Origin of the sequence: Falsiroseomonas sp. CW058 (genome assembly GCF_050563535.1) — a bacterium.
Classification (GTDB): Bacteria; Pseudomonadota; Alphaproteobacteria; order Acetobacterales; family Acetobacteraceae; genus Falsiroseomonas.
This window is the reverse complement of sequence record NZ_JBNXUO010000022.1, coordinates 1-19,337: the sequence shown is the minus strand read 5'-3', so window position 1 is coordinate 19,337 and position 19,337 is coordinate 1. Positions and strand designations below refer to the sequence as shown.

General features: G+C 74.4%; 21 protein-coding genes. 14 read left to right on the top strand and 7 right to left on the bottom strand.

Annotated elements, in window-relative coordinates:
• Positions 1-28 precede the first annotated feature (28 nt).
• The 3 genes from ACK8OX_RS17165 to ACK8OX_RS17155 form a co-directional block, all read right to left on the bottom strand.
• Positions 29-433, bottom strand: a complete 405-nt coding sequence (locus ACK8OX_RS17165; protein WP_430665447.1) for a DUF2237 family protein — start codon at positions 431-433, stop codon at positions 29-31.
• Between the two features lie 216 nt (positions 434-649).
• On the bottom strand, positions 650-2,245 hold the full coding sequence (locus tag ACK8OX_RS17160) for a phosphoenolpyruvate carboxykinase (protein WP_430665446.1): 1,596 nt from the start codon (positions 2,243-2,245) through the stop codon (positions 650-652).
• 131 nt (positions 2,246-2,376) lie between these two features.
• Positions 2,377-3,120 carry a HugZ family protein gene (locus ACK8OX_RS17155; RefSeq protein WP_430665445.1) on the bottom strand — a complete coding sequence of 248 codons (744 nt, stop codon included), beginning with the start codon at positions 3,118-3,120 and terminating at the stop codon, positions 2,377-2,379.
• A 90-nt stretch (positions 3,121-3,210) separates the two neighbouring features.
• Here ACK8OX_RS17155 and ACK8OX_RS17150 point away from each other — a divergent pair, with 90 nt between their 5' ends.
• Positions 3,211-3,912 carry a response regulator transcription factor gene (locus tag ACK8OX_RS17150; RefSeq protein ID WP_430665444.1) on the top strand — a complete coding sequence of 234 codons (702 nt, stop codon included), beginning with the start codon at positions 3,211-3,213 and terminating at the stop codon, positions 3,910-3,912.
• Positions 3,913-3,980: 68 nt separating this feature from the next.
• Here ACK8OX_RS17150 and ACK8OX_RS17145 read toward each other — a convergent pair whose 3' ends face one another.
• The gene (locus tag ACK8OX_RS17145; RefSeq protein ID WP_430665443.1) at positions 3,981-4,580 is read right to left on the bottom strand and encodes a Crp/Fnr family transcriptional regulator; all 600 of its coding nucleotides are present in this window, start codon (positions 4,578-4,580) and stop codon (positions 3,981-3,983) included.
• Positions 4,581-4,768: 188 nt separating this feature from the next.
• Here ACK8OX_RS17145 and ACK8OX_RS17140 point away from each other — a divergent pair, with 188 nt between their 5' ends.
• The 11 genes from ACK8OX_RS17140 (at position 4,769) to ACK8OX_RS17090 (ending at position 13,516) form a co-directional block, all read left to right on the top strand.
• Positions 4,769-5,218, top strand: coding sequence for a Spy/CpxP family protein refolding chaperone (locus tag ACK8OX_RS17140; RefSeq protein WP_430665442.1), 450 nt, complete (start codon positions 4,769-4,771; stop codon positions 5,216-5,218).
• Between the two features lie 258 nt (positions 5,219-5,476).
• Positions 5,477-6,406 carry a signal peptide peptidase SppA gene (gene sppA / locus ACK8OX_RS17135; protein ID WP_430665441.1) on the top strand — a complete coding sequence of 310 codons (930 nt, stop codon included), beginning with the start codon at positions 5,477-5,479 and terminating at the stop codon, positions 6,404-6,406.
• Between the two features lie 20 nt (positions 6,407-6,426).
• Positions 6,427-6,747: an integration host factor subunit beta gene (ihfB, locus tag ACK8OX_RS17130; RefSeq protein WP_430665440.1), complete on the top strand. Its 321-nt coding sequence runs from the start codon at positions 6,427-6,429 to the stop codon at positions 6,745-6,747.
• 93 nt (positions 6,748-6,840) lie between these two features.
• Positions 6,841-7,182 carry a LapA family protein gene (locus tag ACK8OX_RS17125; RefSeq protein ID WP_430665439.1) on the top strand — a complete coding sequence of 114 codons (342 nt, stop codon included), beginning with the start codon at positions 6,841-6,843 and terminating at the stop codon, positions 7,180-7,182.
• Positions 7,182-7,883, top strand: a complete 702-nt coding sequence (pyrF, locus tag ACK8OX_RS17120) for an orotidine-5'-phosphate decarboxylase (RefSeq protein ID WP_430665438.1) — start codon at positions 7,182-7,184, stop codon at positions 7,881-7,883. Before ACK8OX_RS17125 ends, pyrF begins: the two co-directional genes overlap by 1 nt.
• A gap of 8 nt (positions 7,884-7,891) precedes the next feature.
• Positions 7,892-8,536: a phosphoribosylanthranilate isomerase gene (locus ACK8OX_RS17115; RefSeq protein ID WP_430665437.1), complete on the top strand. Its 645-nt coding sequence runs from the start codon at positions 7,892-7,894 to the stop codon at positions 8,534-8,536.
• Complete coding sequence (locus tag ACK8OX_RS17110) at positions 8,533-9,057, top strand: N-acetyltransferase family protein (RefSeq protein WP_430665436.1); 525 nt, start codon at positions 8,533-8,535, stop codon at positions 9,055-9,057. Before ACK8OX_RS17115 ends, ACK8OX_RS17110 begins: the two co-directional genes overlap by 4 nt.
• 31 nt (positions 9,058-9,088) lie before the next feature.
• The gene (trpB, locus tag ACK8OX_RS17105; protein ID WP_430665435.1) at positions 9,089-10,327 is read left to right on the top strand and encodes a tryptophan synthase subunit beta; all 1,239 of its coding nucleotides are present in this window, start codon (positions 9,089-9,091) and stop codon (positions 10,325-10,327) included.
• Between the two features lies 1 nt (position 10,328).
• A complete protein-coding gene (trpA, locus tag ACK8OX_RS17100) occupies positions 10,329-11,162 on the top strand; it encodes a tryptophan synthase subunit alpha (protein ID WP_430665434.1) in 834 nt (277 codons plus the stop codon).
• Positions 11,163-11,259: 97 nt separating this feature from the next.
• The gene (gene accD / locus ACK8OX_RS17095) at positions 11,260-12,183 is read left to right on the top strand and encodes an acetyl-CoA carboxylase, carboxyltransferase subunit beta (RefSeq protein ID WP_430665433.1); all 924 of its coding nucleotides are present in this window, start codon (positions 11,260-11,262) and stop codon (positions 12,181-12,183) included.
• 10 nt (positions 12,184-12,193) lie between these two features.
• Entirely contained in the window at positions 12,194-13,516 is a 1,323-nt protein-coding gene (locus ACK8OX_RS17090) for a bifunctional folylpolyglutamate synthase/dihydrofolate synthase (protein WP_430665432.1), read from the top strand.
• A gap of 127 nt (positions 13,517-13,643) precedes the next feature.
• Here the strand turns inward: ACK8OX_RS17090 and ACK8OX_RS17085 are convergent, their stop codons facing one another.
• The 3 genes from ACK8OX_RS17085 to ACK8OX_RS17075 form a co-directional block, all read right to left on the bottom strand.
• Positions 13,644-14,108, bottom strand: a complete 465-nt coding sequence (locus ACK8OX_RS17085; RefSeq protein ID WP_430665431.1) for a helix-turn-helix domain-containing protein — start codon at positions 14,106-14,108, stop codon at positions 13,644-13,646.
• Between the two features lie 10 nt (positions 14,109-14,118).
• Positions 14,119-14,853 carry a winged helix-turn-helix transcriptional regulator gene (locus tag ACK8OX_RS17080; RefSeq protein ID WP_430665430.1) on the bottom strand — a complete coding sequence of 245 codons (735 nt, stop codon included), beginning with the start codon at positions 14,851-14,853 and terminating at the stop codon, positions 14,119-14,121.
• A gap of 140 nt (positions 14,854-14,993) precedes the next feature.
• Positions 14,994-16,757: an EAL domain-containing protein gene (locus ACK8OX_RS17075; protein WP_430665429.1), complete on the bottom strand. Its 1,764-nt coding sequence runs from the start codon at positions 16,755-16,757 to the stop codon at positions 14,994-14,996.
• A gap of 299 nt (positions 16,758-17,056) precedes the next feature.
• Here ACK8OX_RS17075 and ACK8OX_RS17070 point away from each other — a divergent pair, with 299 nt between their 5' ends.
• Both ACK8OX_RS17070 and ACK8OX_RS17065 read left to right on the top strand, forming a co-directional pair.
• A complete protein-coding gene (locus tag ACK8OX_RS17070; protein WP_430665428.1) occupies positions 17,057-17,818 on the top strand; it encodes a response regulator transcription factor in 762 nt (253 codons plus the stop codon).
• 149 nt (positions 17,819-17,967) lie between these two features.
• Positions 17,968-19,337, top strand: a 1,370-nt coding sequence (locus tag ACK8OX_RS17065; protein ID WP_430665427.1) for a sensor histidine kinase, incomplete at its 3' end; no start/stop codon positions are given.

Below are 19,337 nucleotides of genomic sequence, written 5' to 3'. Positions count from 1 at the left end.
CGCACGGGCCGGCACATCCGGCCCGCGGTCAGACCGCGTGCGCGCGCAGGTGGGACAGGTCCACCACCGCCAGCGCCGCCTCATGCGTCGCTTCCAGCAGCACGGGGGGCGCCACGCCGGCCAGCCGCGCCTCCTCCCACCGGGCCGCGCAGAGGCACCAGCGGTCGCCGGGCTTCAGGCCGGCGAAGCCGTATTCGGGCCGGGGCGTGGACAGGTCGTTCCCGCGCGCGGCGGAGAAGGCGAGGAAGGCGGCCGTCACCTCGGCGCAGACCACATGCAGGCCGCGGTCCATCGGGCCGGTGTTGCAGCATCCGTCGCGGAAGAAGCCGGTGACCGGCGCCACCGAACAGGGCAGCAGCGCGGAGCCCAGCACGTTGCGCACGGCTTCCGGCCGTTCGGGCCGGCGGCGCGGGGCGTTGTCGTCGAGCGGCATCAGGTTGCGATCGGGCCGGCGCGATGCGCCCCGGCCAGATCCGCCCGGACCCCGCCGATCTCGCCGCGGATCGGCCGCGGCATCTCCAGGCTGGGGTCGCGGCGCGGGTCGCTCATGCGGGGAAGATAGGAAGCGGCACCGGGCTGCGCCAGACCGTTGCGCACCAAGGCCGGCCGCCACCCTCCCCCGCCGATGCGGGGGAGGGCGCGCGCCGCCTCAGGCCGCGGCGCGGATCGCCGCCGCCTTCACGTCCTCGCTCACCGCGCCGGCGAAGGTTTCGAAGTTCTTCTCGAACAGGGAGACGAGGTGCTTCGCCTGCCGGTCATAGGCGTCCTTGTCCGCCCAGCCTTCCCGCGGGTTCAGCACGCTGGAGGGGATGCCCGGCACCGCCTTCGGGATCATCAGCCCGAAGAACGGGTCGCGCTGGAATTCCACCTTCGCGAGCGACCCGTCGAGCGCGGCGCGCAGCAGGGCGCGGGTGTGCTGGATCGACATGCGCTGGCCCGTGCCATAGGCGCCGCCGGTCCAGCCGGTGTTGACCAGCCACACCTCGGCGCCGTCCCGCGCGATGCGCTCGGCCAGCATGCGGCCGTACACCTCCGGGTGGCGGGGCAGGAAGGGGGCGCCGAAGCAGGTGGAGAAGGTGGCCTGCGGTTCCTTGCCCAGCCCCTTCTCGGTGCCGGCCACGCGCGCGGTGTAGCCGGACAGGAAGTGGTACATCGCCTGCGCGGCCGACAGCTTGGCGATGGGCGGCAGCACGCCGAAGGCGTCCGCCGTCAGCATCACCACGTTCTTCGGCTTGCCAGCCTGCCCGCCCGGCACGGTGTTCGGGATGAACTCGATCGGGTAGCAGGACCGCGTGTTCTCGGTCAGCTTGTTGTCGTCGAGGTCGAGCACCCCGCGCTCATCGGCGATGACGTTCTCCAGCACCGCGCCGAAGCGGTGGGAGGCGTCCCAGATCTGCGGCTCGGCCTCCTTCGACAGCTTGATGACCTTGGCGTAGCAGCCGCCTTCGAAGTTGAAGACGCCGGTGTCCGACCAACCATGCTCGTCGTCGCCGATCAGGCTGCGCTCGGGGTCGCTGCTCAGCGTGGTCTTGCCGGTGCCGGACAGGCCGAAGAACAGCGCGGTGTCGCCGCCGCGGCCGAGATTGGCGGAGCAATGCATCGGCAGCACGCCGCGTTCCGGCAGCAGCCAGTTCATCACGGTGAAGATCGACTTCTTGATCTCCCCCGCATAGCTCGTGCCGGCGATGCAGATGGTGCGGGCGGCGAAGCTCAGCGCGATCACGGTGGAGGTGCGGCAGCCGATCTCGGCCGGGTCGGCGTCGTATTCCGGCGCGTGCAGGATGGTGAAGTCGGGCTTGAAGCCCTCCAGCTCGGCCTGGGGCGGGCGGATGAACATGTTGCGCGCGAACAGCGCGTGCCAGGCATTGGTGGTGACCAGCCGCACCCGGATGCGGTGCGCGGGATCGGCGCCGGCATAGAGATCCTGGGTGAACAGCTCCGGCTTCTGGCCGAGGAAGGCGCGGACCTTCCCCGTCAGCACCGCGAACTTCGCCGGCGGCAGGGGCTGGTTGATCTTGCCCCACCAGATGGCGTCATGCACCTCGGGGTCGTCCACCACGAACTTGTCCTGGACGGAGCGGCCGGTGTGCTGGCCGGTCACCGCCATGAAGGCACCATCCGCCGAGAGCCGGCCCTCGCCCCGGCGCAGCGCATGGGCGTAGAGCCCGGCGGCCGTGAGGTTGGCATGGATCTCCGCGGGACCGGATACGCCGGTTCCCACGAGGGCGGATGCTGCGGACGTCATGGACTACCTCCAGTTGAGCGTGTCCGGCCGGGGGGATCGGGTCGGCGCGGCACGCAACGTCGCCCTCATCTGGGCGGCGAGGGAGGCGAAATTAGGGCGGGTAAGCTGACCCAACAAGCCGAACCAACCGGTTACTGCGGTGACAACCCCTTGTGGAGCGCCGCCCGCCCTTCTCTCGCGGCGCGGATGAGGCCCGCGCGCACGCCATCGGCATCGGCGACCGGCGCCGCCCAGGGCAGGCGAAGCACGGCGTCGCCCAGCGCCAGGTCGCAGCCATCCGGATCGACCGCGACCATCCGCCAAGCCCCCGCCCCGCCGCCGAGCAACCCCTGCGCGATGGCGGCCACCGCATCGGGGTGGTCGGCATTCACATGCGCCAGGATCTCCGACTCGGCGGCGGCCAGGGCGGCGACAGCGGCGGGGTCGGGCAGCAGGTCGGCCAGGCGCAGCCGCGTCGCGCGGGCGAAGCCGCCCACCAGCAGCGCCCCGCCGGGCCGGATGCGCCACAGCGCGAAATCGGCGAAGTCGGCATAGAGCGCGGCATAGGGGTGGCGGGCCAGCCAGCGCGCCTTGAGCGCCACGACCTCCGCTTCCGCCACCGGCTCGGCAAGCCCGGTCAGGGTCACGCGCGGGGCGGTCTGGGGGTTCGCCGTCTCCGCCGCGCCGGCCACCAGCAGGGCGCAGCGCGGCTCGGCCTTCAGGTGGCGGGTGTGTTCCGACAGGGTGGACAGGAACAGCAGCGGCGTCAGGTCCCCCGCCGTCGCGGGCGTCACCAGGCTGGCGAAGGGCTGCCCATCCGCGCTGGTGGCGAGTGTCGCGGAGGCCGCGCCCCGGATCAGCCGCCGCGCCTCGAAGCCGAGCCCTGCCGTCGCCATATCCTGCCCGCGCCCCGACCTGCCTTCGCCACAATTCGCCGGCAGGGTGTCAACCAGGGCGCGACGCCGCGCGCCATGAGGAGCCCTTCCGTGCCGCACACCATCGCCCTGGTGGACGACGACCGCAACATCCTGACCTCCGTCTCCATGACGCTGGAGCAGGAGGGCTTCCAGGTCCGCACCTACACGGACGGGGAAAGCGCGCTCCAGGGCCTGCTCGCCCGCCCCGCGGACCTCGCGGTGCTCGACATCAAGATGCCGCGCATGGACGGGATGGAGCTGCTGCAGCGCCTGCGGCAGCGCAGCGCCCTGCCGGTGATCTTCCTGACCAGCAAGGATGACGAGCTGGACGAGCTGATGGGCCTGCGGCTCGGCGCCGACGACTACATCACCAAGCCCTTCAGCCAGCGCCTCCTGCTGGAGCGCATCCGCGCCCTGCTGCGCCGGAACGAGGCCGGGCGGGCCGAGGGCAGCGGCACTCCCTCGGGCGGCATCATCGCCCGCGGCGACCTGGTGCTCGACGAGACGAAGCACACCTGCAGCTGGAAGGGCCAGCAGGTGCAGCTGACCGTCACCGAATTCCTGCTGGTAAAGGCGCTGGCGGTACGGCCCGGCATGGTGAAGAACCGCGACCAGCTGATCGACGGCGCCTATGGCGAGAACATCTACGTGGACGACCGCACCATCGACAGCCACGTCAAGCGCGTGCGCAAGAAGTTCCGCGCGGTGGACCCCGACTTCTCGATGATCGAGACGCTGTACGGCCTCGGCTACCGCTACAAGGAAGCCTGAGGGACCGCTTCAGGATGGGGATGGGGCGGCCGCATGGCACGCCGACATGGCCGATGGCCTGGCTGGGCCTACGTTGCAGCGGCGGTCGAGAGCCACACGCGACCGTCGCCTTCGCGCCGAAGCAGGCCCTTGCGTTCCAGCCGGGCAAGGGCCCGATAGGTTGCCTCGTGAGACAGGCCGAGCTCGGCGGCGAGCGTTTTCCAGGAGCGCCCGAGGCGGCGGGCGCCATCGGGCCCGGGTGTGAGGCCATGGAGCACGTCGAGCAGCCGGTCGGCGGCGTGTGACAGGGCAAGGCGCTCGGCCCGCGCCCTCTCGGCGACGAGGAGGCCTGCGAGATGCGCGGCGATGCGCCACCCGAGGCCCGGGTCCGCTTCTGCCGCGCGGTGCAGCTCGGCCGCGGCGTGGATCGTGACGCGGCTGGGCGCAGCGGCGACGCCGTCGCAGTGGTGGCGGCTCTCGAACAGGCTTGCCTCGGCGAAGGTGCCGCCCGGCCCGGCCCGATGGAGAATGAGGCGGCGCCCCTCCGGTGAGGTGCGGACGAGTTCCAGCAGCCCCTCCCGCACGAGGACAAGGCCGATGGTGGGATCGCCCGATCGGAACAGCGCCTCGCCACGCGCCAGGCGGCGATCACGGCCGGCAGGGAGGGCCCGGAGAAACTCGGCTTCCATATGACCGCGATCATAGTGACGAGATCTCGGTCCCGGCTACCCGTCCGATCATGAATAGATCAATAGCCCTCCCGAGCGCCGCCCTGGTCTTCCTCCTTGCCCTACCCGCCGTCGCGCAGCATGCACGACACCACGGCGGCCCCCACCCCGGTGCATCAGGGGGTCATGCGCCGCCTGCGGCCCATCCCGTGCCGCCTTATGCCGGACTGGAAGGGCGCCGGATCAAGGCGCTGTCCGAGGAGGACGCAGCGGGGCTCCTCGCGGGCAGGGGCATGGCACTCGCGCTGGCGGCCGAGTTGAACGGCTACCCCGGGCCGATGCATGTGCTGGAGCACGCAGACGCCCTTGGCCTGTCCGCCGCACAGCGGGCGACGGCAGAGAGCCTACGGAGCCGCATGCTGGACGAGGCACGGGCCATCGGTGCCCGGATCGTCGCCCTCGAGGAGGAGCTGGACCGGCTGTTCGCGGGCGGGATGGCCGACACGGGGCGCCTCGCGGTGCTGACCGCCTCGCTCGGTGCCCTCAACGGAAGGCTCCGGGAGGTTCACCTCGCCAGCCACATCGCCATGCGCGATGCCCTGCGGCCGGAGCAGCGCCTTGCCTATGACCGGCTACGTGGCTACGCCAGCCGGCGCTGATGACGTCAATCCCCTGAACATCGCTCCGCCTTCCACCCGTCCTCATTGTCATTCTTGGTTCTGAAGCGGGGTCCGAGAGATCATCCGGCAATGCCGGCGGCCAGGGACACGCAGGGGATTTTCCGTTCCTGCAAGGCGTCACAGGGGCGGAATGTACCCGCGGAGCCGACCCGCCCGACGTTCCCCGTAGGTCTCCGAGCGCCGGCCCGGGCGCGCTTCGCCCTTCCCCCCGGGGCCGGGCGGCGTACATACAGCCCCATGCCCCTCGATGCGGACCTGCTGCTCGACCGTCGGCGCCTGAAGCGGCGCCTCTCCCTCTGGCGCGCCGCGGCGGTGCTGGCGCTGGCCGGGCTGGCGCTGGGCGCCGTGCTGTGGCGGGGGGATGCGCCGGACCTCATCCCCGGCGCGGGGGGCGCCCATGTGGCGCGGCTGACGGTGTCCGGCTTCATCGCCGAGGACCGCCGCCTGGCCGAGGCGCTGGACCGCGCCCGCCGCAACGACGCCGTCCGCGCGGTGATCGTCGCCATCGACAGCCCGGGCGGCAGCGTCGCGGGCGGGGAGGCGCTGCACGCCGCGCTCTCCCGCGTCGCGGAACGCAAGCCGGTGGTGGCGGTGATGGGCGGGACCGCCGCCTCGGCCGGCTACATGGCCGCCCTGCCCGCCGCCCGCGTCTTCGCGCGGGAGGCGACGGTGACGGGCTCGATCGGCGTCATCCTGCAGAGCTTCGACGTCTCCGAGCTCATGGCCCGGCTCGGCGTGCGCGCCGAGTCCATCCCCTCCGGCGCCTTCAAGGACGCGCTCAGCCCCTTCCGGCCGATGACCGAGGAAGGCCGGGCGGAGCTTCGGCGGGTGGTGCGCGACCTGCACGAGCAGTTCGTGGACAAGGTCGCCGCCGGCCGCCGCCTGCCGCCCGCGCGGGTGCGCGACCTCGCCGACGGCCGCGTCTTCACGGGGAGGGAGGCGGTGGGCCTCGGCCTGGTGGACGCGATCGGGGGCGAGGCGGAGGCGCGGTCCTGGCTGGCCGCGGAACGCGCGGTGCCCGCCGGCCTTCCCCTGCGGGAGATCGAGACCCGGTCCTTCGGCGAACGCACCTTCGGGGCCGCCTTCGGCGCCCTGCTGAAAGGCGTTCTGGATGAATGGGTTGTCGTTGACCGCGTGCGCGCGCTTTGGCAGCCTCTCACCCATTGAGGGAAGGCGCCGCACGTTCCATGACCAGGTCGGAGCTGATCGCCCAGCTTGCGGCGAACAACCCGCATCTGCGCCAGCCGGATGTCGAGGTGATCGTGACCACGATCTTCGACGAGATCATCGCCGCCCTCGCGCGCGGGGACCGGGTGGAGCTGCGCGGCTTCGGCGCCTTCTCCACCAAGCGGCGGGAACCGCGGACCGGCCGCAACCCCCGCACCGGCACCGCCGTCCCGGTGGACGGCAAGGCCGTGCCCTATTTCAAGCCGGGCAAGGAACTGCGGGAGCGGGTGAATGGCGGCCCCTTGCAGGAACCCGCCCGCAAGGCCCGCGCCACGGCCTGACCCGCGCGCGGCGGGAAGAACCGGCTCCACCATCCCGCACTTCCTTCGGGACGGCCGCCGGCGTAATCAGCCGGCCATCGAGAGAGGGCTCCCATGCGCTGGCTGCTGTTCCTGCCGCTGCTCGTCCTGCTGGCGCTGTTCGCGCTGTCCAACCCGCAGGATGTCGAGCTGCGGCTCTGGCCCTTCGACCTCGCCTGGATCTCGCCGCTCGGCATCGCGGTGCTGATCCTCTGCGCCGTCGCCTTCCTGCTCGGCGCCGGGCTGGTCTGGGCCGCCGGCATCCCGGCCCGCCGCCGCGCCGCGCGGATCGAGGAGGCGGCGCGGCTGCTGGAAGGCGAGCTCGCCGGCTACAGGACGCGGGAGGAGCAGGCGCGGCGCGACGCCGACCTTGGCCGCCCGGCCGCGCAGGTGCTGCCCGCGCCGGAGCCGCGCTGATGGCGCGGCGTTGCGGGCTCTGCGTCGCGCTCGACGCGCCGGACCTGGCGACGGCGGAAGCCTGGGCCGCCGCCGCCGCCCCTTCGGCGGGGCTGCTGAAGGTCGGGCTCGAGCTGTTCTCGGCCGAGGGGGGGGAGGCGGTGCGCCGCATCGCGCGCCACCGCCCCGTCTTCCTCGACGTGAAGCTGCACGACATCCCGAACACGGTCGCCGGCGCGGTCCGCGCGCTGGCGCCGCTCGGCCCGGCCTGGATCACCATCCATGCCGCGGGCGGGGCCGCGATGGTCGCCGCCGCGCGGGACGCGGCGGAGAAGGCGGGCGGCGCGGCGCGCCCGCGCATCCTGGCCGTCACCGTGCTGACCAGCCTCGACGCCGCCGCCCTGGCGGAGACGGGCGTGGCCGGCGGCCCGGTGCAGCAGGTGCTGCGCCTGGCGCGGCTGGCCGTCGGCGCCGGGGCGGACGGGCTGGTGTGCAGCCCGCGGGAGGTCGCGCCGATCCGCGATGCCCTGGGGGAAGGCCCGGCGCTGGTGGTGCCGGGCGTGCGCCCCGCCGGCAGCGCCGCCGACGACCAGGCCCGCACCGCGACGCCGGAGGAGATGGCGGCGGCCGGTGCCGACTGGGTGGTGGTCGGCCGCCCCATCACCCGCGCCGCCGATCCCGCCGCCGCCGCGCGCGCCATCGCCGGCGCGCTGGCCGCCTGACCGCCGCCGTGCCGGCCAGCGTCAAGATCTGCGGGATCAACGACCCCGCCGCCATGCGGGCGGCCGCGGAAGCGGGCGCCGACATGGTCGGCTTCGTCTTCTTCCCCCCCTCGCCCCGCGCCGTCACCCCGGCCGGGGCGGCCGCGCTCTCGGCCGCCCATCCCGGCGGGCCGCTGCGCGTCGGGCTGTTCGTGGATGCCGACGACGCGCTGGTGGATGCCGTCATGGCCGCCCTGCCGCTCGACATCCTGCAACTCCACGGGGAGGAGACGCCGGCGCGCTGCGCGGAGCTTCGCGCCCGGCACGGCAGGCCGGTGATGAAGGCGCTCGGCATCGCCTCGGGCGCGGACCTGGACCGGCTTGCGGACTACGCCCCGGCGGTGGACCGCTTCCTGCTGGACGCCAAGGCGCCGCCCGGCGCGCCGCTGCCCGGCGGCAATGCCGCGCCCTTCGACTGGACGCTGGCCGCGGGCCGGGCCATCCCGCGGCCCTGGCTGCTGGCGGGCGGGCTGACGCCGGGGAACGTCGCCGCGGCGCTGGCCGCCTCCGGCGCGCCGGGGGTCGATGTCTCCTCCGGGGTCGAGGCGGCGCGGGGGGTGAAGGATCCCGCCCGCATCGCCGCCTTCGTGAAGGCCGCCCACGGGGCGCCGTGATCATCCGCCCCGCCACGCGCGCCGATGCGCCGGCGATCGGCGGGATGCACGCCGAGGCCTGGACCGAGACCTATCCGGGCCTGGTGCCGCCCGACCTCCTCGCCGAGATGTCGGACCCCGCCCGCCGCCGCGCCGCCTGGGCGCGCAACCTGGCGGACCCCCCCCTGCCCGGCGGCACCTTCGTCGCCGAGGAGGCGGGCGCGGTGATCGGCTTCGCCAGCGTCTGCGCGGCGCGGGAGGCGGCGCTGGGCGCGGCCGGGGAGGTCAGCGGGCTCTACCTGCTGCGGCGCGCGCAGCGCCGGGGCATCGGGCGCGCCCTGCTGGCCCGCGGCGCCGCGCGGCTGCTGGAGGCCGGGCTGCCCTCGGCGGGCGCCTGGGCGCTGGACGGCAACGCGCCCGCCAACGCCTTCTACGCCGCCAGCGGGGCGGTCGCGCGGACGCGGCAGGTCGGCTACCACGGGGCGCATGCGCTGTCCGAGACCGCCTGGGTCTGGCCCGATCTCCGGCTCCTGGTGCCGTGACCTGCCGGCGCGGCTGCGCTAAGAGGCCCCGATGAACAAGCCCCTCCCCAACTCCCTCCGCCAGGGCCCCGACGCCCGCGGCCGCTTCGGCGAGTTCGGCGGCCGCTTCGTGGCCGAGACGCTGATGCCGCTGATCCTCGAGGTCGAGCGCGCCTACGAGGCGTCCAGGACCGACGCCGCCTTCCAGGCGGAGTGGCGGCGGCTGCTGACGCACTATGTCGGCCGGCCGAGCCCGCTGTGGTACGCGGAGAGGCTGACGAACCATCTGCGCCGGGATGCCGCGCCGGGGATGGGGGCGAAGGTCTATTTCAAGCGCGACGAGCTGAACCACACCGGCGCGCACAAGATCAACGCGGTGCTCGGCCAGATCCTGCTGGCGAAGAAGATGGGCAAGACCCGCATCATCGCGGAGACCGGGGCGGGCCAGCACGGCGTCGCCACCGCGACCGCCTGCGCGCTGATGGACCTGCCCTGCATCGTCTACATGGGCGCCACCGACGTGGAGCGGCAGCAGCCCAACGTCTTCCGCATGAAGCTGCTCGGCGCCGAGGTGCGGCCCGTGACCTCCGGCGCCGCGACGCTGAAGGACGCAATGAACGAAGGGCTGCGCGACTGGGTCGCGAATGTCCACGACACCTACTACTGCATCGGCACCGTGGCCGGCCCCCATCCCTATCCCGCCATGGTGCGCGACTTCCAGAGCGTGATCGGCCAGGAGGCCCGCGCCCAGATGCTGGAAGCCGAGGGACGCCTGCCGGACACGCTGGTGGCCGCCGTCGGCGGCGGGTCCAACGCCATGGGCCTGTTCTTCCCCTTCCTCGACGACGCCGACGTCGCGATGGTGGGGGTGGAGGCGGCGGGGCGCGGCCTCGACACGCCCGAACACGCCGCGGCGCTGTCGCGCGGGCGGCCGGGCGTTCTGCACGGCAACCGCACCTACCTGCTGCAGGACGGTGACGGCCAGATCACGGAGGCGCATTCCATCTCCGCCGGGCTCGACTATCCCGGCGTCGGGCCGGAGCATTCCTGGCTGCACGAGATCGGCCGCGTGCAGTACGTGGCCGCCACGGACGACGAGGCGCTGGCCGCCTTCCAGCTCTGCTCCCGCCAGGAAGGCATCATCCCCGCGCTGGAGCCCGCGCATGCGCTGGCGCATGTGCTGAAGCTGGCGCCGACCCTGCCGCAGGACCGGATCGTGCTGATGAATCTCTGCGGCCGCGGCGACAAGGACATCTTCACCGTGGCGCGCCACCTGGGCGAGAGCATCTGACATGAGCCGCATCGCGACCCGCTTCGCAGCACTCAGGGCCGAAGGCCGCGGCGCGCTGGTGACCTTCCTGTCGGGCTTCGACCCGGACCGGGACACCTCGCTCGCCATCCTCAAGGGCCTGCCGGACGCCGGCGCCGACGTGATCGAGATCGGCGTGCCCTTCACCGACCCGATGGCGGATGGCCCGTCCATCCAGCGCGCGGGGCAGCGCGCGCTGAAGGCGGGCGCGACCCTGCCGGGCATCCTGGACCTGGTGCGCGACCTGCGCCGCAGCGTGCGCGACACGCCGGTGGTGCTGATGGGCTACTACAACCCGATCCTGTCCCATGGCGTCGCCAGGTTCTGCGCCGATGCGGCCGATGCCGGGGTGGACGGCCTCATCATCGTGGACGTGCCGCCCGAGGAGGCGGACGAGGTGGAGCCGCATGCGCGGGCCAGCGGCCTCGACCTGATCCGGCTGATCGCGCCGACGACGGACGAGGCGCGGCTGCCGCGCGTTCTCGGCGCCACGACGGGCTTCATCTACTACGTCGCGATCACCGGCATCACCGGCACGCGCAGCGCCGACTATGCCGCCCTCGCCCCCGCCATCGCGCGGCTGAAGCGCCACACCGACCTGCCGGTCGCGATCGGCTTCGGCATCCGCCAGCCCGCCCAGGCGGCCGAGGCCGCGGCCGCCGCCGACGGCGCCGTGGTCGGCACCGCGCTGGTGGACACGCTGGCCGCGACGCTGGACGAAGGCGGCCGCGCGACGCCGCGCACGGTGGATGCCGTGCTCGACCAGGTGCGCGGCCTGGCTGGCGCGGTGCGCGCCGCCCGCAAGGCCGCGGCTTGACCCGGTGCCGCGCCGCACCGGCCCTGCCGCCTTCGCCCGGGCCTGCGAAGCCGGCCCCCATGCAGACCAATCGCCCGGCGGCTGAGGGCACAGACAGATGAACTGGATCTCGGACTGGGCGCTGCCCAAGGTGAAGGCCATCTTCGGGGGAACCCGGGAGGTGCCGGACAATCTCTGGCACAAATGCCCGTCCTGCGAGCAGATGATCTTCCACCGCGACCTCGAGCGGAACCTGCATGTCTGCCCGCATTGCGGCTTCCACATGCGCCTGTCCGCCCAGGCGCGCATCAAGGCGACGCTGGACGAGGGCTGGTCGCGGATCGAGCTGCCGAAGGCGCCCGCCGACCCGCTGCGCTTCCGCGACCAGCGCCGCTACGCCGAACGCCTGAAGGAAGCGCAGCAGAAGGCGGCGATGGACGACGCCGTGCTGGTGGCGCAGGGCAGCATCGAGGGCCGCAAGGCCGTGGTCGCCGCCTTCGAATTCGCCTTCATGGGCGGGTCGATGGGCGCGGGCGTGGGCGAGGCGCTGGTCACCGCCGCGAAGCTCGCCGTGCTGCAGGATGCGCCGCTGGTCGTCTTCACCGCCTCGGGCGGGGCGCGGATGCAGGAAGGCGCGGTCAGCCTGATGCAGATGCCGCGCACCGTCATCGCGACGCGCATGGTGAAGGAAGCCGGCCTGCCCTTCATCGTCGTGCTCTGCGACCCGACCACGGGCGGCGTCACCGCCAGCTTCGCCATGCTGGGCGACATCCAGATCGCCGAGCCGGGCGCGCTGATCGGCTTCGCCGGCGCCCGCGTCATCGAGCAGACGGTGCGCGAGAAGCTGCCTGAGGGCTTCCAGCGCGCCGAATACTTGCTGGAGCACGGCATCCTCGACATGGTGGTGAAGCGCCACGACATGCGCGGCGCGCTGGCCCGGCTGATCTCCCTGCTGCGGGAGCCGATGCCGCTGCCGAGCGTGCCGGCCGAGGCCCCCCCGCCACCGGCCGCGCCGCCGGCCGAGGCCGCGAAGCCGGCATGAGGCAGCCCAGGTGACAGGCCCCCACTCCGCCCCCATCGCGCCGGCGGGGCCGGGGGCGACGGGGCGCAGCGAGGCGATCATCGACCGGCTGCACGGGCTGCACCCGAAGCTGATCGACCTCAGCCTCGGCCGGATGCGCCGCTGCCTCGACGCGCTCGGCAATCCCGAACGGCGGCTGCCGCCGGTGGTGCATGTGGCCGGCACCAACGGCAAGGGCTCCACTTGCGCCTTCCTGCGCGCCATCGGCGAAGCGGCGGGGCTGCGCGTGCATGTCTACACCTCGCCTCACCTGGTGCGCTTCCACGAACGCATCCGCCTGGCCGGGCGGCTGGTGGAGGAGGAGGCGCTGACCGGGGCGCTGGAGCATGTGGAGCGCGTGAATGCCGGCGCCCCGATCACCGTGTTCGAGGTGACGACCGCCGCCGCCTTCCACCTGTTCGCCACCGTCCCGGCCGACCTGCTGGTGCTGGAGGTCGGGCTCGGCGGCCGCTTCGACGCGACCAACGTGGTGGACCGCCCGGCCGCCACCGCCATCACCGGCATCGGCATGGACCACATGGAGTTCCTGGGCGACACGGTGGCGAAGATCGCCTTCGAGAAGGCGGGCATCATCAAGCCCGGCGTGCCCTGCGCCACCGGCCTCCAGCCGCCCGAGGCGCTGGCGACGATCGCCGGGGTCGCGCGCGAAAGGGGCGCCCCGCTGCTGGCGCGGGGCGCGGGGTGGGACGTGGCGCGCCGCGCCGGCGGCGCGCTCGCCTGGCGCGACGCGGACGGCGCGCTGGACCTGCCGCCCCCCGCCCTGCCCGGCGCGCACCAGGCCGACAATGCCGGCATCGCCATCGCCGCGCTGCGCGGCTGGAACCCGCCCTGGCTGACCGCGGAGGCGATCGCCCGCGGGCTGGCCACGGCGGAATGGCCGGCGCGGATGCAGCGGCTGCGCGGCGCGCTGGCGGCGATGCTGCCGCCGGGGTGGGAGCTATGGCTCGATGGCGGGCACAACGCCCCCGCCGGCCTCGTGCTGGCCGAGCACCTGGCCACCGCCTTCGCGGACCGCCCGGCGCATCTGCTGGTCGGCATGAAGGGCGGCAAGCAGGCGCCGGAATTCCTCGGCGCCCTCGCGCCCCACGCCGCCACCATGTGGGCGGTGCAGGAGCCGGGCCAGCACCTCGCCATGCCGGTGGAGGCGATCGTCGCGGCCAGCGGCGGCGCCGCCCGCGCGGGCGGGACGGTGCGCGACGCACTGGCCGCGATCCCGAAGGATGGCCCGCCCGCCCGCGTGCTGATCTGCGGCAGCCTCTACCTCGCGGGGGAGGTGCTGAAGCTCGACGGCTGACGCCGTCGAGCCTTTTCGCGCCCCCAAGCGCCGGGCGCCGGCATCCCCACCGGCTGGGCTGCGCGCCACCTGGCGCGGCGGCCATTCGGCCGCTCGGCCGGCGTGAAGAACGCCGACCGCCATCGGATCACCAGCCACGCTCAGCGGCATGAGGGACGCCGCACGCCGCCCGATCGGGATGCGCGGTGCGCTCCGCCTCCTCGGCGAAGGCGCGCACGATGGCCAGCAGGCGGCGCCGCGAGTCCGCCCCGCGCATGGTGGAGAAGGCCGACAGCAGCTGCGCCATCTCCGCCTCGTCGAGGAGCGGCGGCTCCGCGCCTTCCCCCGCCTCGCCGTCGGGCAGGCCGGCCAGCAGCAGGTCGCTGTGGACGCCGAGCACGCGCACCAGGCGCGGCAGCAGCCGCGCCGGCAGCCGGTTCTGGCCGCGCTCGTATTTCTGCACCTGCTGGTAGGTCACGCCGATCCGCTCGCCGAGCTCGGTCTGCGACAGCCGCCGCAGGCGGCGCAGCTGCCGCAGCCGCGCGCCGAGCCGGAAATCCACGTCGTTGCTCCGGCGTCCCGGGCGCTCCGCGTCGTCGTCGTCGTCCCGCATGGCGCGCGGGTCAGGCCGCGAGGAGGGTCCCGGCCGTGGCGGGGCGGGCCGCGGCGGCCGGGCGGCGGGCCGGCGGCTCCACGCGGTAGCCGACGCCCCAGACGGTCTGGATGATGTCGTCCGCGCCGCGGGCCGCAAGCTTGCGGCGGACGCGGCAGACGAAGACGCGCAGGATGGCGCCGCCCTGTTCGGGGTCGTCGTGCTGCAGGTGCTTGCCGAGCACGTCCTTGCCGAGAGTCACGCCCTGCGCGGACATCAGCGCCTCCAGCACGTTCAGCTCGCAGGGCGTCACCTCCACCGCCGTGCCGTCCACGCTGAGCGTGCCGGCCGAACGGTCGAGCGCCACGTTGCCGCAGCGCAGCACCGGCGCCTTGCGGCGCAGGATACGGCGGCGGATGGCCGCCAGCCGGGCGGGCAGCGTCACGCAGGCGCTCGCGCGCGCCACCAGCGCATCGGCGCCCAGGTTGAACACGTCCCGCTCGATCTCGGCGGTGGCGCCGCGCGCCAGCACCACGATCGGCAGCACCATGTCGGCCCGGCGCAGCGCCCGCAGCAGCGGCAGCGCGTCGCGCAGGTCGGCGCAGTCGATGGCGATGGCGGCGTCGGGGTCGGCCTCCGCCAGCGGCGGCAGCGCCTCCGCGGCGGTCGCAAGGGGGACGAAGCGGGCCTGGATGCCGGCGGGCGCGAGACCCGTTTCGAGCTCGCGGGCGGCGGCGGCGACGTCGGACACGACGAGGAGATGCATCTTGCCTCCGGTGGCTCGGTGCGGGGATGCCGGTCATCGGCTCCGCCCTTGCGGCAAGCTCTACCCCGCCGCGCGGCGCGGGGCCTGTCGGCCTTATTCAGCTTTTGTCGGTGGGGCGGGGTCCGGCCCCGCGGGCGGGGTCAGCCGTGCCTGACCACCAGCATGCCTGCCGCCGCGGCCGTCAGCGGGCGGCCCAGCAGGTAGCCCTGCGCGGCCGCGCAGCCAGCCTCTCGCGCGATGCGAAGCTGGCTCTCGGCCTCGATCCCCTCCACCACCACCTTCAGGCCGAGGGCGTGGATGGTGGCGGCCAGCCCGGTGAACAGCCGCCTCTCCCGCGGGGCGGTGCCGATGCCGGCGACGAGCGAGCGGTCGAGCTTCACGGTGTCCACCCGCAGGCTGCCGAGCACGCCGAGCGAGGAATGGCCCGCCCCGAAATCGTCGAGCGCGACCTGCACGCCCATGGCCTGCAGCGCCGCCACCGCGGCCGGCGCCTTGGGCCCGAGCGCGACGCTCTCTGTCACCTCCGCGACCAGCGCGCCGTGCGGCAGGCGGTGGGCGGCGAGCGCGGCGGCGAACATGCCGGGCACGTCCGCATCGGCGATCTGCCGGCCGGAGATGTTGACGCTCACCTGCAGCGGCCGCGTGGTCGCGGCGCGCCAGGCGGCCACCTGCCGCGCCGCGCCCTCCAGCGCCCAGGCGCCGAGATCCAGGATGGCGGGCCCGTCCTCGGCGATCGGGATGAATTCCCCCGGCGACACCGGGCCGAGCACGGGGTGGCGCCAGCGCAGCAGGGCCTCGAAGCCGAGCAGGGACCGGTCGGCGATGCGGAACAGCGGCTGGAAGTGCAGCTCCACCTGGTTCCGCTCGATCGCGTGCTGCAATTCGCGCTGGAGCACCAGCCGGCGTTCCGCCGCTTCCTGGAGCGCGGGCGCGAACATCACGCAGCGCGCCCCGCCCTGCCGCCGCGCCGCGCTCGCCGCCAGCGCCGCGGCGTCGTCCAGCGCGGTGCGCCCGACCCCCGCGGCATGCGCCACGCCGACGCTGGCGGTCAACCGGAAGCCGTCCCCGCCGAGGTTGATCGGCCGTTCCAGCAGGGCGCGCATCGCCTCGGCCTTGGCGAGCAGCGCCGCGGCGCCGCCGCCCTCGACCGCGATGGCGGCGAATTCGTCGCTGCCGGTGCGGGCGACCAGCCAGCCCGCGCCGGCCGCATCGCGCAGGCGCCGGCCGACCTCCGCCAGCACCGCATCGCCCACATGGCTGCCGGAGGCCTCGTTCAGCGCGCCGAAATGGTCGATGTCGAAGGCGATCACCCCGGCCCGCGCCAGGCCGTCCGGCCCGGCGCCCGCGGCGGCGAGGTGGCCGAGGAAGGCGGCGCGGTCGGGCAGGCCGGTGACGGGGTCCACCGTCATCCCGGCATCCTGGCAGGCGCGGGCGGCGGCGATGCGGATCGCCTCCCGCGCTTCCCGCCGGCGGGCCATCGCGCGCGCCAGCGCCCGCTGGACCACCGCCGTCATCTCCTCCAGCGCGAAGGGCTTTCGGACGAAGTCGAAGGCCCCCGCCCGGACGGCCGCGACCGCGTCCTCGATGGTGGCGTGGCCGGTCATCACCACCGTCTCGACCGCCTGGACGGGCGGGCGGTTCATCACCAGGCGCCGCACCAGGGACAGGCCGTCCTCGCCCGGCATGCGGATGTCGGTGACGACCACGCCGATGCCGTCGCCATCGGCCAGCGCGGCCTCGGCCGAGACGGCGGAACTCGCCATCGTCACCCGCATCCCCGCCTCCTCCAGCCCGAAGGCCAGCTCCTCGGCGATGCACAGTTCGTCGTCCACCACCAGCACGGCGGGCAGGTCGGCGATGGCGGGGCTCGGCCCGGCGTCCGGCATCATGTCGTCCTTGTCCACGCGGCGCGGCCACGACCGGCGGCCCTGCGCGGCGGGAAGGTGGCCCGGAAGTCTGACGCGCAAGTTAGCGCCCCGTCCGCGGCGACGGAATTGCGGAAGTTGCGGGGCCACCGCCCGGCAAGGGGGTCGCACAGCGCGACGCAACCCCCGCGAGCGGTCCGCGCCACCCTCTCGCGCCCCGGTTTTGTCGGGAAATGTCCGAATGCCACCCGCGTAGATTGCGCTGGATGGAAAACCGACGAAAGTCTACAACCACACGGAAACGTGAATGACGCCGCACTCGAGAGGAGGGTGCACCGATGTCGCTCAGCGCACTTGACCACAGGCAGGCCGAGATCGAGGGGCCGGAGCGTCAGGTGCTGATCGTCGAGGATGACGAGTCCCTCGCCGAGGAGATGGCGATCACCCTGACGGATTATGGACTGCTCGCCCGCCAGGCGCATAGCTGGGACGCCGCGCTGTCCGCCGTGGCGACGGCGGAGCCGGACCTCATCGTGCTCGACCAGCGGCTGGGCCGCGTGGACACGCTGCCGCGCATCTCGGAGCTGCGGGGCCTGACCGGGGTTCCCATCGTGGTGCTCACCGGCAACCGGGTGGAGACGGACCGCATCGTCGCGCTCGAGATCGGCGCCGACGACTTCGTGCTGAAGCCGATCTCCGGGCGGGAGCTGGTGGCCCGCATCCGCGCGCATCTGCGCCGCGCCACCGCGCTGTCCCGTCCCGCCGTGCCGCCGCCCCTGCCGGCGCCGCCCGCCGCCTCCGCCGACCAGGGCTGGCACCTCTCCCGCTCCGGCCGGGAACTGCGCCGCCCCGACGGGTCCCCGGTGCCGCTGACGGCGGCCGAGTTCGACCTGCTCGCCCTGTTGGCGGAACTGCCGGGCCGCCCGGTGGACCGCGACACGCTGAGCCAGCGCGTGCTCCGCCGCGGCTGGCGGCCGGATGACCGGGCGCTCGACAACCTGGTGATGCAGCTGCGTCGCAAGGTGGGGGAGGGCGGCGAGCGGATGATCGCGGCGGTGCGCAGCCAGGGCTACGCCTTCACCGGCTTCCCGAGGACTTGACGCGCCGCGCGACAGCGTGTCCCGGCCACCCCCCACGGGGCACTGCAAGCCGCCCGGTTCCATGCCATCAGCCGCGCCGGGCCGCGGCGCGGATCGGCGGCGGGATGGCGATGGGGTGAGGGGCGACGCGGCGGTGCCGGACGGGGGCGATGCAGACCGGGGGTGAGCACCCGCGCGCGCCGGGCTGGCTGGCCGCGCTCGGCCTTGCCGCCGTCATGGTCGCCGCGGGCGAGGCGCTGGTCGCGCGGGTCGGCCCGGACGGGGCGGTGGCGCTGCGCGGCGGCGCCGCCGCCGCCGCCGTCCTCGCGGGCGGTCTGCTGGCCGCCCTGCTGTCCGCGCGGGCGGAGCTGCGCGCCGCGCGCGGCGCGCTGGACCGCGCCGAGGCCGGGGCCCGCCTGGCGCAGGCCGCCGAGGCGGATGCGCAGCGCCGCGTCGCCGCCCTGCCCTTCGTGGTCTATGGCGGCGTGGCGCGGCGCGACGGCACCTTCGCCTTCGCTCATGTCGGCGACAACGCGCCCGCGATCCTGGGCTGGGACGCGGAGGCGCTGCTGCGGGGCGGCGACTGGCGGCCGCTGATGGCCGCGCCGGACGCCGCGCGCCAGGCGACCTTCCTGGAGGAGGCGCTGGCAGCCGGCGGGGGGCGGCGGGAGTTCCGGCTGCGGCGGCCGGAAGGGGGCTGGATCTGGGTGCGCGACAGCCTGCGCGTGCTGGAGCCCCGCGCCGACGGCTCGGCCGAGATGGTGGGCTGCGTCGCCGACCTCTCGGAGGAGAGGACGGTCCAGGCCGGGGCGCAGGAGAATGCCCGCCTCGCCGCGCTCGGCGAGATGGCGACGGGCCTCGCGCATGAGCTGAACCAGCCGCTGGCGGTGATGTCGCTGGCCGCCGAGAACGCCATGCGCGCGCTGCAGCGGCGCGGCCCGGCGGCGCTGCCCGACGTGCAGGAACGGCTCGGCCGCATCAGCCAGCAGGCCCGCCGCGCGCGCGACATCGTGGAGCACCTGCGCGCCTTCGGCCATCCGGCCGAGGGCGCGCTGGAGCCCGTGCCGCCCGGCTCCGCGGTGGAAGGCGCGGTCCTGCTGACCAACGCCGCGCTGCGGGCCGCCGGCATCGCGGTGACGGTCGACCTGCCGCACGACCTGCCGCGCGTGATGGCCCGGCTGACGGCGCTGGAACAGGCGCTGGTCAACCTGCTGCTGAACGCCCGCGACGCGATCGAGCAGCGCCGGGGCGAGGGGACGCCTCCGGGGCAGGTGCGGATCGCCGCGCGGCGGCAGGGCGGGCGGGTGCTGCTGACGGTCGCCGACAATGGCGGCGGCATCCCGGAGACGGCGATGGACCGCCTGTTCGAGCCCTTCTTCACCACCAAGCCGCCGGGGCAGGGCACCGGGCTCGGCCTGCCCGCGGTCCATGCCGCGATGCGGTCCTTCGGCGGGACGGTGGCGGCGGCGAATTCGGACGAAGGGGCGGTCTTCACCCTGTCCTTCGAGGCCGCGGGCGAAGGCCGCCCCGCCGACATCTG

Coding starts and splice junctions, on each gene's coding strand:
- ihfB (WP_430665440.1), top strand. CDS start 6,427: ATGACCAGGTCGGAGCTGATCGCCCAGCTTGCGGCGAACAACCCGCAT.
- ACK8OX_RS17160 (WP_430665446.1), bottom strand. CDS start 2,245: ATGACGTCCGCAGCATCCGCCCTCGTGGGAACCGGCGTATCCGGTCCC.
- trpA (WP_430665434.1), top strand. CDS start 10,329: ATGAGCCGCATCGCGACCCGCTTCGCAGCACTCAGGGCCGAAGGCCGC.
- ACK8OX_RS17125 (WP_430665439.1), top strand. CDS start 6,841: ATGCGCTGGCTGCTGTTCCTGCCGCTGCTCGTCCTGCTGGCGCTGTTC.
- ACK8OX_RS17145 (WP_430665443.1), bottom strand. CDS start 4,580: ATGGAAGCCGAGTTTCTCCGGGCCCTCCCTGCCGGCCGTGATCGCCGC.
- ACK8OX_RS17165 (WP_430665447.1), bottom strand. CDS start 433: ATGCCGCTCGACGACAACGCCCCGCGCCGCCGGCCCGAACGGCCGGAA.
- accD (WP_430665433.1), top strand. CDS start 11,260: ATGAACTGGATCTCGGACTGGGCGCTGCCCAAGGTGAAGGCCATCTTC.
- ACK8OX_RS17085 (WP_430665431.1), bottom strand. CDS start 14,108: ATGCGGGACGACGACGACGACGCGGAGCGCCCGGGACGCCGGAGCAAC.
- sppA (WP_430665441.1), top strand. CDS start 5,477: ATGCCCCTCGATGCGGACCTGCTGCTCGACCGTCGGCGCCTGAAGCGG.
- ACK8OX_RS17070 (WP_430665428.1), top strand. CDS start 17,057: ATGTCGCTCAGCGCACTTGACCACAGGCAGGCCGAGATCGAGGGGCCG.
- ACK8OX_RS17155 (WP_430665445.1), bottom strand. CDS start 3,120: ATGGCGACGGCAGGGCTCGGCTTCGAGGCGCGGCGGCTGATCCGGGGC.
- ACK8OX_RS17080 (WP_430665430.1), bottom strand. CDS start 14,853: ATGCATCTCCTCGTCGTGTCCGACGTCGCCGCCGCCGCCCGCGAGCTC.
- pyrF (WP_430665438.1), top strand. CDS start 7,182: ATGGCGCGGCGTTGCGGGCTCTGCGTCGCGCTCGACGCGCCGGACCTG.
- trpB (WP_430665435.1), top strand. CDS start 9,089: ATGAACAAGCCCCTCCCCAACTCCCTCCGCCAGGGCCCCGACGCCCGC.